A 13,520-nucleotide genomic window follows, 5' to 3' on the forward strand; every position below is an offset into this window, starting at 1 on the left:
ATTTGTGTGTTGCCGGACGCCGCAAACAAAAAGGGCGGAGCGGGCGTGAAGCCCACTCCGCCCTCGAGTCCAGCGGTGAATCTTTTATAGCGTACGTGCGACTTCGGTCACTTCGAAGATCTCGAACTGGTCGCCTTCAACCATGTCGTTGTAGTTCTTCAGCGAAATACCGCACTCGAAGCCCTGGCGCACTTCCTTCGCGTCGTCCTTGAAGCGCTTGAGCGAATCGATTTCGCCCGTATGGACGACCACGTTGTTGCGCAGCACGCGAACCATCGAGTTCCGCTTGACCACCCCGTCGGTAACCATACAACCCGCAATCGCGCCGATCTTCGGCACACGGATGATCTGGCGAACTTCTACCATACCCGTGATGACTTCGCGCTTCTCCGGCGAAAGCATGCCCGACATGGCCGCTTTCACTTCATCCACAGCGTCATAGATGATGTTGTAGTAGCGAATGTCGATACCATTCGATTCCGCCACCTTGCGAGCCTGAGCATCCGCACGCGTGTTGAAACCGATGATGACCGCCTTCGACGCCGTCGCCAGGTTGACGTCCGACTCGCTGATCGCGCCGACCGCGCTGTGCACGATCTGCACGCGCACTTCGTTGGTCGAGAGCTTCTGCAGCGACTGCACCAGCGCTTCCTGCGAACCCTGCACGTCGGCCTTGACGATCAACGGCAGATTCTGCACGTTGCCTTCCGTCATGGACTCCAGCATGTTTTCCAGCTTCGCGGCCTGCTGCTTCGCCAGCTTCACGTCGCGGAACTTGCCTTGACGGAACAATGCGATTTCACGCGCCTTGCGCTCGTCCGGCAGGACCATGACTTCTTCGCCAGCGCCCGGCACTTCGGAAAGACCCTGAATCTCGACCGGAATCGACGGACCCGCCGACTTGATCGGCTTGCCGGTTTCGTCGAGCATGGCCCGCACGCGCCCGAAAGCCGTACCCGCCAGCACGATGTCGCCACGATTCAGCGTACCCGAGGTCACCAGGATGGTCGCGACCGGACCCTTGCCCTTGTCAAGCTTCGCTTCGATCACGAGACCCTTGGCAGGTGCATCGACCGGCGCCTTGAGTTCCATGACTTCGGCCTGCAGCGACAGGTTTTCGAGCAAGCTGTCGATACCCGCGCCCGTTTTCGCCGACACTTCGATGAACGGCGAATCACCGCCATACTCTTCCGGCACGACGCCTTCAGCGACCAGTTCCTGCTTCACGCGCTCGGAAGCTGCACCCGGCTTGTCGATCTTGTTGATCGCCACGACGATAGGCACGCCACCCGCCTTCGCATGAGCGATGGCTTCCTTCGTTTGCGGCATCACGCCGTCATCGGCAGCCACCACCAGGATCACGATGTCCGTGGCCTTCGCACCGCGGGCACGCATGGCCGTGAAGGCCTCGTGACCCGGCGTGTCGAGGAACGTAATCACGCCGCGCGGCGTTTCCACGTGGTATGCGCCAATGTGCTGCGTAATCCCGCCCGCTTCACCCGATGCAACCTTCGCACGGCGGATGTAGTCGAGCAGCGAGGTCTTGCCGTGATCGACGTGACCCATGACGGTTACCACCGGAGGACGCGGCAGGCGCTCGCCCACTTCTTCCTGCGTTTCGCCTTCGACCAGCAACGCTTCCGGATCGTCCAGCTTGGCCGCAACCGCGCTGTGACCCAGTTCTTCCACGACGATCATCGCGGTTTCCTGGTCCAGCACCTGGTTGATCGTGACCATCTGTCCAAGCTTCATCATCACCTTGATGACTTCCGAAGCCTTGACCGACATCTTGTGCGCCAGATCCGCAACCGATACCGTTTCCGGCACGTGCACTTCGCGCACCACCGGTTCCGTCGGCGCCTGGAAGTTGGTCTGGTCCTGATGCTTGCCGCGACCCTTCGGGCCGCCGCGCCAACCGCGGTCCACGCCGCCGCTGGTGTCGCCGCGCGTCTTGATGCCGCGGCGCTTGGCTGCGTCGTCCTGCCAACTGCTCTTGCCACCCGCTTTCTTCTTGTCCGGTCCAAGCGACGGTGCCGCCGGAGCCGGTGCGCCGGCAGCAGGCTTTTTCGCCGCTGCGGGGCGTGCCGGCGCCGAGCCTTCCGGACGTGCCGGCTTGTGCAACGTACCCTTGGCTTCGGCCGCCTTCGCACCTTCGGCCACCTTGGCGGCAGCAGCGGCTGCGGCCACGGCAGCCGGGCTCGGCTCGGCGGGCTTCGCCTGCTGGGCCTTGCGCGGCGTGTTCATCATTTCGCGAATGGCGCGCGCTTCCGCTTCGGCCGCGGCGCGGCGCTTGGCGATCTGGTCGTGCTCGGCACGCGCCTTCTCGGTCGCGGCACGCGCGGCGTCTTCCGCCTTCTTCGCAGCTTCGCGCTGAGCGGCACGTTCGGCGGCGGCCTTCTCATCCACCTGCGGCACCGCTACTTCAGCTTTCACGGGTTCGTCGGCCACGTTTTCCGTCTTCGATTCGGTACGCGTATCCTGACGGGCGCTCGCCGCAGCACGCGAAATCTCGGCGGCTTCCGCCTGAGCGGCAGCACGCTTCGCTTCTTCTTCCTCGGCACGGCGGCGCTCGGCTTCAGCCGCCGCCTCGCGCGCAACGCGTTCCGCCTCTTCACGCTCGAAGCGCTCTTGGCGCTCTTTCAGCTCAAGCGCTTCTTTCTCAAGCAGTTCGGCTGCGTGGCGCGCTTCTTCATCGCGACGCTGCAATTCGGCTTCGTCTACTTCGTCTTCGACATGGTTCGCACCTTCGACCACCTGTTCAGCACCGCTCTGATCGCGCTGCACGAACACGCGCTTCTTGCGGACCTCGACCTGAATGGTGCGAGCTTTACCCGTAGAGTCGGACTGTTTGATTTCCGACGTATGCCGGCGGGTCAAAGTGATCTTGCGTTTGTCGGCATCGGCGGAACCGTGCGACTTGCGCAAGTGTTCGAGCAGGCGCGACTTGTCCGTCTCGGACAAGTCGTCATCCTCGCTCGCTTTCGTGACGCCAGCCGCCTGCAACTGCTCGAGCAGGACGCCCGCAGGCATTTTGAGTTCCGCGGCAAATTGGGCTACGTTGTTACTCGCCATTCATTCCTCTTGATGCAAGGACAAATTCCCTGCTGTTTGATCGGGGTCATGCGGCCAGCCGGCCGCGATATATCAGTGCGCCATGGTCATTTCTCACTGGAACCAGTGTTCACGTGCTTTCATGATCAACGCCTTAGCGGCATCCTCTTCAATACCGGTCATCTCGACCAGCTCATCCACAGCCAGCTCCGCGAGGTCGTCGCGTGTCCGGATCTGATGTTCTTCGAGCTTCGCGTACAACTCGTCGCTCATGCCTTCGAGGCTCTTCAAGTCGAGCGCAATGCCCTCGACCTTCTCTTCATTCGCAATCGCCATTGTCAGAAGCGCGTCACGAGCGCGGTTACGCAGTTCGTGAACAGTGTCTTCGTCGAAGGCTTCGATTTCGAGCATTTCGTTGAGCGGCACGTAAGCAATCTCTTCGAGGCTGGTAAAGCCCTCGTCGATGAGAATGTCGGCCACTTCTTCATCAACGTCGAGCCGCGCCATGAAGAGGCTTCTCAACGTGCCACGCTCTTCGTTCTGCTTCAGCGCGGACTCGTCCGGCGTCATGATGTTGATCTGCCAGCCGGTCAGCTCGCTGGCAAGACGCACGTTCTGGCCGCTGCGGCCAATGGCGACCGCCAGTTCATTCTCGTCCACGACGACGTCCATCGAATGCTTTTCTTCATCGACGACGATCGACTGTACGGCAGCCGGCGCGAGGGCGCCGATCACGAACTGGGCGGGATCTTCCGACCATAGCACGATGTCGACGTTCTCGCCACCGAGCTCATTTCGCACCGCCTGCACCCGCGAACCACGAATTCCGACGCACGTACCGATCGGGTCGATACGCTTGTCATAAGCGATCACCCCGATTTTCGCACGCACGCCAGGATCGCGCGCAGCCGCCTTGATTTCGAGCAGGCCCTGCTCGATTTCCGGCACTTCCATTTCGAACAGCTTCATCAGGAACTCAGGCGCCGTGCGGGAGAGTTCGATCTGCGGGCCGCGCGCGGTGCGGTCGACCTTCGCGATATACGCCCGAACCCGGTCGCCCACGCGCAAGTTTTCCTTCGGGATCAACTGGTCGCGGCGCAAGAGCGCTTCGACACGGCCCGATTCGACGATGAAATTACCCTTGTCCAGACGCTTGACCGCGCCGGTCATGATCTTTTCGCCGCGTTCCAGGAAGTCATTCAGGATCTGCTCGCGCTCAGCGTCGCGAACCTTCTGAAGAATCACCTGCTTGGCGGCCTGCGCACCGATCCGTCCAAACTCGATGGACGGAATGGGTTGCTCGATGTATTCATCGATTTGCGCGTCGGGCTTTTCTTCCTTTGCCTCGAACAACAGGATTTCCTGATCCGGCTCCTGCAGGCCGGCTTCGTCCGGCACCACCTTCCAGCGGCGGAACGTCTCGTGCTCGCCGCTTTCACGGTCGATCGCCACGCGGATGTCCACGTCTTCCTCGAACAGCTTCTTCGTTGCCGAAGCAAGCGCGGCTTCGAGCGCTGCGTACACCACGTCCTTGTTGACGTTCTTCTCGCGCGCCAGCGCATCCGCCAGCATCAAAACTTCGCGACTCATTGTTTGCGGCTCCTAAAGTCAACTTTGGGGACGAGACGTGCTTTATCGAGGTCTGCGAGCGTGAAATCGAGCATCGCAGCGCCGCCGTCCTTCCCTTCGAATTCCAAACCGATCGACTCGCCGTCCGGTGCATGCAGGATGCCCCGGTACGACTTGCGCCCGTCCAGCGGCTTCTTCAATGTAATAGTGGCTTCGCTGCCCGCGAAGCGTTCGAAATCCGCCAATTTCTTGAGCGGACGATCGAGACCCGGCGATCCGACTTCAAGACGCGAGTAATCGATATTTTCCACTTCGAACAGATACTGAAGCTGACGTGTGACTTTCTCGCAGTCTTCAATCGCGATACCGGCAGGCTGGTCAATCGAGATACGCAGCAAACCGCCTCCCGCGCGCTCGATCTCAACAAGCTCGTAGCCCAGGCCCGAGACCGTGGTTTCGATGATTTCCGTCAGTTGCACAGTGAGTGACTCCAAGATGTTCGCGCGCTCCACGCCGAACACCTGCGGACCGCGCCTTGAGCCGGCGCTCATTCGTTACCCCGAGATGCAGAACCGAACAGCCAAAAAAAAATGGGCGCAACGCCCATCCTTCTGTACCGCGATCACACCCGGGCAGCGAAACAGTCACCATGCCCATCGACTTCGAGATTTTAGCCATTTTTCGGGATAAACGCAACCGGCACGCCCTGTATATAGGCGGTTGACGGCCTTTTACAAGGCAAATCGAAGAGGTTTATCCACGCAATCGCGCGCTTGCCCCGTTTGTCCGCGTTTGCCTATTGTCGAAACCACGTGGGCGGCGTGGCGGCGGGATGAACTAGCGACTCGCGCCGAGCCGCTAGTCCCGAACTATCACGTCACAGCGTATGGCGCTGACCCGTGCTGATCAGCAACCAACCATTTATCAGCGGCCGCGCGTGCGATTGCGCGGCGCCGGACGAGCGCCGTCGCGACCTGGTCCGCTGCGTGCGTTGCCGCCATTTCCTTGCGGACCCGCTCCCGGAGCGCCTTGACGGCCGCCCTGCCCGGAGCGTTTGCCGCCTGCGTTCGCCGGGCGTCCGCCGGGCGCACCGTTGCTCATGCCAGGAGCGCCGGGCGGCCGGCTGCCGCGCGGACCGCCCGCCGATCCTCCCGGACGCGGCAAGGCACGGTTTCCATTTGCTTCGCCGCCTGCGCGGTTGCCGTTTGGCTCCCGGCCGCCATTGTTGCCACGTGCTCCATAACCGCCGCCCGTTCCGTTGCCATTACCCGCGTATCCGCCGCCGAATCCACCCGGTGCGCCACGACGGCCGCCCGGGCCGCCACGCGCCGGCGTTTGAGCCAGGCGGTTGTGGGAACTCAGAACCGGCTCGCGCGTGATGAAGCCCATGGATGTCTGCAGCGGATCCGGCTGGACACGCGGAGGAGCGCTGCGCGCGCCGCGCTCCTCGGCCGGCGCCTTGAGTCCAACCGATGCCAGCAGGCCACGAACTTCGTTATCTTCCAGCTCTTCCCATCGGCCGCGCTTCAAACCCTTTGGCAAGGCAATCGGGCCGTGCCGGGTGCGGATGAGACGGCTGACCATCAGACCGGCCGCCTCGAACATCCGGCGCACTTCGCGATTGCGGCCCTCGGCCAGCGCCACGTGATACCAGTGGTTCGTGCCTTCGCCGCCGCCATCGCGGATACGCAGGAAATTCGCCGGCCCGTCTTCCAGTTCCACGCCGCTCAAGAGTTTCTGACGCATGCCTTCCGACAACTCGCCGACTACCCGGACCGCGTATTCACGCTCGACGCTGTAGCGCGGATGCATGAAACGGTTGGCGAGATCGCCGGACGTTGTCAGCAGCAACAGGCCTTCCGTGTTGAAGTCGAGCCGGCCGACCGCAAGCCACTTGGCCGTCTTCATGGCCGGAAGGCTGTCGAACACCGACGGACGCCCTTCCGGATCGGCATGACTCACGATCTCGCCGGTCGGCTTGTGATACAGCAGGATGCGCGGCGGCTTGCTCGAGAGCTTGCGCTTCACCGGCTTGCCGTTGATACGAACCTGGTCGGTCGGCATGATCCGCTGGCCAATATGGGCCGGCTCGCCATTCACCGATACCCGTCCAGCCACGATCAATTCTTCCATGTCGCGGCGCGAACCCATGCCGGCTTCGGCCAGCACCTTGTGAAGCTTCGGCGTGTCGTCGTCGGCTTCCAGGACGCGTTTTTGCGGTGCGGGTCTGCCCCGGCGCAGCATCGGGGCGCGCACGCCGCCTGAGGTGTTGTCGGCGTCGAAAGCCGGCGACGTCACGTATTCGAAGACGTCGTCTACCGCAGCGGCCACGGGGGTAGGATTGATCGCAGCATCTTCGCGGCGGCCGCGCTTTTGACCCTGCCCGGCTTGTGCCTGGCGCGGTGAGCGACGACCTTCGCGCTGAGCCTGCCCGTCACGCTGGCCTTCGCCTTGCGCGGGACGCGGTCCGCGCGGCGGCCTGCCTCCCGACGCTTCACGCATATTTTCCTCGCGTGGGGCGCGCGGCGCCCGGGGAGCACGCGGTCCAGCGTCCTTGCGCGGCGCACGCGGCGCGGGCTCACCGTCCAGAGGAGCTTCTGCCATCGCGCCCGGCGTCGGCAACGCACCCTCGCCGCCCTTCGTCTTGGCGACGGCGCGGCGACGGGCAATCAGGCTGCGAGGCCCACGCCGCAAACCGCGACGCGGCCGTTCCTCGCCGTCGGCGGGTTCGTCGGTGCGTGTGCGTTCGCCTGTGTCGGCCTGGCCATGTGCGTCATCGGCACGAACGGGGCGCTCGGATTCGGGCGAATCGCTGTCGTGGGAATGTGTCAAAACAACCTCAATTGTGTCGGGTCGCGCGCCCGTAGCAAGGCGCGTCAAAAAATCCGGCCGATGGTGATGCATAGCCGAATGAAGGTTTCGTGCAAACGGGCTTGCCAATAGGGCTTGCCAGTCGATCTCAGGCCCGGCGAGCGGTGCGATCGTCCGGTGCGTCGAATTCGTCGGTTTCGTTTAGTTCGTCAGGCGCGTTCGCAGCGCCAGCTTCGTCCGGTGCAGCGTGGACGGTCATGTCGTCGATATCGTGGTTTTCGCTCGTTGCAGCAGGCCGTGCATCTATCCGCACGGCATTTGTCTCATCGGCATCGGACCCCGTACGCTTCAGTTCTTGGCCGGACACATCTTCAACCAATGGGTGTTGCACAGGATCCGTCTCCAGCCCGAAGTCTTTTGGCTGGATCGCCAGCGATGAATCAAGCTGCGCGTGCGCGGGTGCATCTGAAAGCGCCGCCGCTTCTGCGTGGACCACCGGACCGATACCGGGTTCCACATCCGGCAGGGATCCAACATAATCGGACGCCGCAACTCCCGATGCTCCCTGCTCGCCCGCCGCTTGCAGGGCGGGTTCAGCAATGCCGGACAACTTTCCCTCCGAGCTTTGCGCGAGCGCCGCGCCGATGGCAGCCGCAGGATCGTCACCGGGGAAATCAATCGCATGCTGCGCGAGCAGCGACGCCTCAAGTTGCGCGGACGGGTTATCGAGCGCGGGAAGTTCATCCAGCGCGCTCAAGCCGAGATCGTCCAGAAACTGCTTCGTGGTCGCGTACAACGCCGGACGGCCAGGTACATCGCGATGACCGATCACCTCGATCCAGCCGCGATCCTCAAGCTGCTTCACGACCTGCGTGTTCACGGTCACACCGCGGATTTCCTCGATATCGCCACGCGTGACCGGCTGCCGGTAACCAATGATGGCCAGCGTTTCGAGAACCGCGCGCGAATACTTGGGCGGCTTCTCCGGATGGAGCCGATCGAGATATGACCGCATCGCGGGTTTGCTCTGAAACCGCCATCCGGACGCGAGCGCCACAAGCTCCACACCGCGGCCCGACCAATCCTGCTTGAGGGTGTCGAGCAAGGTGCGAACTGTATCCGCCGAGATATCGTCGGCGAAGAGCTTGCGCAACTCGGCGAGTTTCAGCGGCTCCTGCGCGCAGATCAAGGCTGTCTCGAGGACGATCTTCGCCTCTTGGGTATTCATGCAGCTAGATAGGACCCTGTATGGTCTATAAACCGGTCAAATCAGGCCGAAACGAAGGACGCCGATTTACTCGAACCATTCGCAACGCTCAGACTGGACAATCGTGGACGAGGATACTGACTACGCGCTCGCCCGATTTATGATCGGTCATATTGATTGGGAGCACGCACCGGGGGGAGGCAACAGAACGGGATCAGATCCTGATCGCCGCGCTTATGCCAGCCGGACGAAGTAGCGCTTTCCAAGGCGGAAGCGCGTGACTGGACGCATATTACGCAAAAAAAAACGGTGCGTAAAGGTGAAACATCGAGCCGCGTCCTGCCTCACGTCTACAGGTCAATAATGAATCGGCGCGAAGCCCATGCCGGCAAGGCCTCGCCGACAACACGCCGATCATGCCCTTTGGCACGTTTTAGGATAGGAGAACCCGAGCGGAGCGCCTCAGGAGGATCCTGCACGTGCTTCCATGAACTCGCGCAAGCGTGCGACGCCGGCGTCCAGCCGCGCTGTGTCGCATGCATAGCACCAGCGCACGAAGCCCTCGCCTTCCGGACCGAACGCACTGCCCGGCGCAAGCCCCAGTCCGCTCGTGCGCACGAGCGTTTTGCAAAGCTCAAGGCTGCGATCTGTCCCTGGAAGTTTGAAGAACAGATACATGGAACCCAGTGGCGCGCGCACATCCACGCCCGGAATGCGCTGCAGCGCCGTCACCAGGTAGTCGCGGCTCGCGCGCAGGTCGGCTACCACCGATTGAGTAAACGGCTCACCGTCCCTCACCGCCGCGACTCCGGCCAGTTGCACGAAGGAAGGCGCGCACGATGTGTTGTATTCGACAAGCTTGCCCAGATCCTCCATCACGCCTTCGGGCGCGACGATCCAGCCCAGCCGCCAACCGGTCATCAACCATGCCTTGGAGAAGGAATTCACCGCGATCACGCATTCGTCGCGAGTGGCGAGATCGAGGAATGACGGCGCAACGGTCGCATCACTGCCGTAATAAAGGCGTTCGTAGACTTCGTCGGCGATCAGCCAGATGCCGTGCTGGCGGCACCGGTCCAGGACGGCTCGCTGCTGCTCGCGCGTCATGACCCAGCCCGTGGGGTTGTTTGGCGAGTTGATCATCAGCATGCGCGTGTCGGGCGTCAGCGCGGCCAGCAACCGGTCGAGGTCCAGCACCCAGCCCTCGTCCCCGTAGGTCAGCGAGACCGTCTCCACGGTTGCACCGAGAATCTTGGGGATTTCCACAAGGTTGGGCCACAGCGGCGTCACGGCCACCACGCGATCCCCGGCGCCCACCACCAGTTGTGCCGCGAGCATGAGGGCATTGACCCCCGCACTCGTCACGGCGATCTCCTGCGGCCGCGTGACGCCGTGCAACCGGCTGACATAATCTGCAAGCGCCTCGCGCAGCGGCGCGATACCCAGGTTGTGCGTATAGAACGTCGCTCCGTCCGCGAGCGCCTGGCTCGCCGCGTCACGGATGAACTGGGGCGTCACCTGATTCGACTCGCCGAACCAGAAAGGCAGGACATCCGGCACGCCGAAGCCGGCGTTCGCCACCTCGCGAATCTGCGACGGACGCAGCGCACGTACAGCGTCTCGTGCATTGGGCAAACGCGCACCCGACGCGCTTTCCGCACCACCCGTGCCGGCTTGAGTAGCCAGCGCACCCAGCTCCGAGACAACCGCCCCTTCTGATTCGCTCATTACCGCCTCCGCAGATGGAAAACAAAAGTCTAACGCGCCGTTTCGCGAAAAGCGCGATACGGCTAGCGCGTTAGCCATCAGGCCAGTTTTTCCAAGGTCCGGTTACGGATTTCGCACTGCCGGAAAGGCTAGTCCAACTGGTCCACGCGCCTGGGTAACCGCGCGATCAGCGCCCAGACCGACTCGGCCGCCGGCGAAAGCGAGCGGTCGCGCCTGCGAACCAGTTCCACGGTGCGCTCGATGCGCGGCACGAGCGGCAAGGCCACCAGCGACGAATCGGCCGGCAATGGCAGGGCAAGCCACGGCAGGACGCTAATACCCACACCCGCCTCCACCAGCCCGAAAACAGTGGCGCTATGGCCGAGTTCCTGCACCACATCGGCGAGCACACCCTGGTCGCGCAGGACGGCATCGATGATCGGACGGCTTCCCGAAGCATGATCCAGCATGACCAGCCTCTCTCCCGAGAGCGCTTTCCATTGCACCTCTCGTGTGCTCGCGAATGCATGGTCACGCCTGACAACCGCGCAAAACGAATCGGTGGTCACGACTTCACCATGCAGATCATCGTGAGCGACAGGACCAATCGCGACGCCGAAATCCACTTCGCCTGACTTGACCTTCCGAATGACATCGGCTTGAAGGTCGTCTCGCAAACCGAGCGAGATCAACGGGAATTCGCTCATGCAGGCGGAAATCACCGGTGGCATCAACCGGCACGCAACGGTTGGACTCGCCGCCACGATCACGCGCCCGCGCTTTTGCTGGCCCAGATCACGAATCTCGCGCAAGGCCTCGTCCAGATCCAGCATCAGACGCGACACGCTGCCGACCAGATTCGTCCCTACATCGGTGAGCTGGACTTCCCGCGTGGTTCTATCGACCAGCTTCAGGCCGAGTTCGGCCTCAAGTTCCCGCACGCATCGGCTCACCGCCGACTGTGTCAGGCCGATTTCATCGCCCGCACGGCTGAAGCTCTGCAGTTTCGCCACCTCGATAAACACCCGCAATTGCCGCAAGGTCACATTGAGCGAGCGACTCATACATTTTCCTCATCAAACATTCATATAAATTCAAATAGTAGATCAAACCTGCCCCGCGAGCAGTTGCGCTGCGGTGCAGCAAGCAGGCATCCGCGCACGCGCGATGGGCTTGCTGCACATGATTGGTGATTGTCCCGATTTCATTAACTGCACTTATAGCGTCTCATACGGCCCATGCTGGCAGTGCGCCAGCCTACTGCCGCGAGGCTTTCCGGCCGATCGATACCCGCATGGCACGGTTCTCGCATTTACTTGCGCAGAGGTCGGCGCCATTGCAGTTTTAAACGCAAATCGTCCGTCGCAATGTCTGCTCCGACCTTACCTGGGTTCGATCTTCGAATTCCGACCAGAGTGCGCGGCGCGGGGCAGCGCACCGGGGTTAGCTTCGCTGAGGTGAAACATGATGTTTGACGATTTAAGAGATAACGAGTGGGCGCTGGTTGAGGCCTTGTTCTGTGCAGAGCCTGCACGCAGCGAACGCCGCGGCCGTCCGCGCGTCGAGGCACGCGCTGTTGTCAACGCCGTCTTGTGGGTGTTGTCGACCGGCGAAGGCTGGTCGAAGTTGCCGGGCCGCTATCCGTCGCCGCCGACCTGCCGCCGCCGTTTCGATGAATGGCAGGCTGACGGTACGCTGGCTGAGATCGTGAAACGCCTTGGAAACAATGGCCGTGAAGTGTCGTTGCGTGGCCGGATTGGTTCGACTGCCGCGAAACCGCCTGCACCGCCCAGCCGCGATCGCCTGCGTGGCGCGTTCTGGACGAATCCGGAATCGTGGCGCGCTCCGGTCAAGATGGCTTGATTCCGGCCTGAATCACCTTCAGACACCTGCACGTCCAGAGGCAATACGGTTCGAGGCCATTGACCGTACCGTCGAGCAGTTTCGCGAAGCACCCGCGCGCAGTTTCTGCGCTTGAGTCAGAGTCCCACCCGATGGCCGGGTTTATCGGGTGCGGACCGCCGGTTTGCCCAACCATAGACCGTTCACCTCCTACATCAGCCGGCAAGTGCCCGACCTTCTGCGTGAGGGTCGGACACATGGCGCGTACACGGCAGGAAACAACTCTTTACCAATATTTACAGCGCCCTTTCGTGCACTGGCATAGCTTGTGAAGCTGACTAACAGACCAGAAGGTCTGAAGGGAGCTCATCATGAAACCAATGTCACTGCTCGTGTGCGGCATTGTGATTTCATCGCTCGGCATGATCATTCCGGTGCATGCCGAATCACAGACGGGCAATCTCGCTTTACGCGCCGATACCCAGCCTGGAATGCAGGCGTGGAAAAGGGAGCCCGTGCGCAGCAATCAGCCGGCCGAACCCGCGCCACGCGGGGATCTGCGCGGGGATATTGCGAGCAATGCTCACGCGCGTCCGGAGCAGGATCAGGGAGCACGTCCGCGCCGCCACTGATTGCGACGTCGCACGCGTGATCGCGGCGCACGGCCGGCACAGTGTGGATTCAATAAACAATCAGGGAACCGATCGCAAAAAGACAAGTCGGACTTTATGCCATGAGCACAGCGTGGCAGAAGTAAATCCGGTAAGCCCGTATCCGCGTGGTACGGGCTTTTTTTTTTCGGGGCGGTTCATCGCCACAGGAGTGCAACGTCGAAAGCTTGGTGGGGTGCCGCAACCGTTTGCGTGGATTGACCGACAAACTGCACCAAGCAAACAGCTTCCGAAACCAACGAGTAAGAGAGTCGGAGCCTCTAGGCGCGCGCTTCGGCGAGCGGCTCCTGCATTGCCGCCATGCAGTATGGCGCGGTGCGGTGCACCTCCCAGTCCATTGACCGCTCGTCGCGTGAAAGACGGGAAAATTCCAGTTTTCCCCGCTCGGTGACAACAGCTATATCCACCGGGGCGTGAAAGCCTGGGGCAGGAGCAACGGTACGTTGCCTGACCAGCTCAAGAAGGCCCAGGTCGCGTAGATGGCTAAAAACGTTGGGGCGTCTTGCCCACGGAACTTGACGATACTGAGCTCGCCGGAGCGCTTCGAGTACGGCTTCGTTTGAATACGTGGTCATCTCGTTATGTCTTCCAGTGCAGCCGTGACGGCGCCACTTGGCAGTGAAAATGCCTGCCAGCGGCGCCGACTAAACGCGGCACGCCCC

At 62.1% G+C, this 13,520-nt stretch carries 9 protein-coding genes and 1 pseudogene; 2 read left to right on the forward strand and 8 right to left on the reverse strand.

What is annotated here, in order from left to right; all coding sequences use genetic code 11:
- Positions 1–84 precede the first annotated feature (84 nt).
- The 7 genes from infB to AWB64_RS11655 form a co-directional block, all read right to left on the reverse strand.
- Positions 85–3,072 (reverse strand): translation initiation factor IF-2, encoded by a 2,988-nt coding sequence (gene infB, locus AWB64_RS11625; RefSeq protein ID WP_060819009.1) that lies wholly within the window; start codon positions 3,070–3,072, stop codon positions 85–87.
- Between the two features lie 93 nt (positions 3,073–3,165).
- The gene (gene nusA, locus AWB64_RS11630) at positions 3,166–4,641 is read right to left on the reverse strand and encodes a transcription termination factor NusA (RefSeq protein ID WP_060819011.1); all 1,476 of its coding nucleotides are present in this window, start codon (positions 4,639–4,641) and stop codon (positions 3,166–3,168) included.
- Positions 4,638–5,099, reverse strand: a complete 462-nt coding sequence (rimP, locus tag AWB64_RS11635; RefSeq protein ID WP_056364635.1) for a ribosome maturation factor RimP — start codon at positions 5,097–5,099, stop codon at positions 4,638–4,640. The genes nusA and rimP overlap by 4 nt, the downstream gene beginning before the upstream one ends.
- A 445-nt stretch (positions 5,100–5,544) precedes the next feature.
- The gene (rluB, locus tag AWB64_RS11640; protein ID WP_060819244.1) at positions 5,545–7,452 is read right to left on the reverse strand and encodes a 23S rRNA pseudouridine(2605) synthase RluB; all 1,908 of its coding nucleotides are present in this window, start codon (positions 7,450–7,452) and stop codon (positions 5,545–5,547) included.
- Between the two features lie 127 nt (positions 7,453–7,579).
- Positions 7,580–8,659 (reverse strand): SMC-Scp complex subunit ScpB, encoded by a 1,080-nt coding sequence (gene scpB, locus AWB64_RS11645; RefSeq protein WP_060819014.1) that lies wholly within the window; start codon positions 8,657–8,659, stop codon positions 7,580–7,582.
- 441 nt (positions 8,660–9,100) lie between these two features.
- Positions 9,101–10,366 carry a pyridoxal phosphate-dependent aminotransferase gene (locus tag AWB64_RS11650; RefSeq protein ID WP_082850450.1) on the reverse strand — a complete coding sequence of 422 codons (1,266 nt, stop codon included), beginning with the start codon at positions 10,364–10,366 and terminating at the stop codon, positions 9,101–9,103.
- Between the two features lie 128 nt (positions 10,367–10,494).
- Positions 10,495–11,409 carry a LysR family transcriptional regulator gene (locus AWB64_RS11655; RefSeq protein ID WP_060819015.1) on the reverse strand — a complete coding sequence of 305 codons (915 nt, stop codon included), beginning with the start codon at positions 11,407–11,409 and terminating at the stop codon, positions 10,495–10,497.
- Between the two features lie 400 nt (positions 11,410–11,809).
- Here AWB64_RS11655 and AWB64_RS11660 point away from each other — a divergent pair.
- Both AWB64_RS11660 and AWB64_RS11665 read left to right on the forward strand, forming a co-directional pair.
- Positions 11,810–12,205, forward strand: a pseudogene (locus tag AWB64_RS11660) (transposase); the annotation flags it as partial.
- Between the two features lie 353 nt (positions 12,206–12,558).
- Positions 12,559–12,819: a hypothetical protein gene (locus AWB64_RS11665; RefSeq protein WP_060819017.1), complete on the forward strand. Its 261-nt coding sequence runs from the start codon at positions 12,559–12,561 to the stop codon at positions 12,817–12,819.
- Positions 12,820–13,118: 299 nt separating this feature from the next.
- Here the strand turns inward: AWB64_RS11665 and AWB64_RS11670 are convergent, their stop codons facing one another.
- On the reverse strand, positions 13,119–13,433 hold the full coding sequence (locus AWB64_RS11670; RefSeq protein ID WP_060819019.1) for a hypothetical protein: 315 nt from the start codon (positions 13,431–13,433) through the stop codon (positions 13,119–13,121).
- Positions 13,434–13,520 lie beyond the last annotated feature (87 nt).

This window comes from Caballeronia sordidicola (assembly GCF_001544455.2).
Classification (GTDB): Bacteria; Pseudomonadota; Gammaproteobacteria; order Burkholderiales; family Burkholderiaceae; genus Caballeronia; species Caballeronia sordidicola.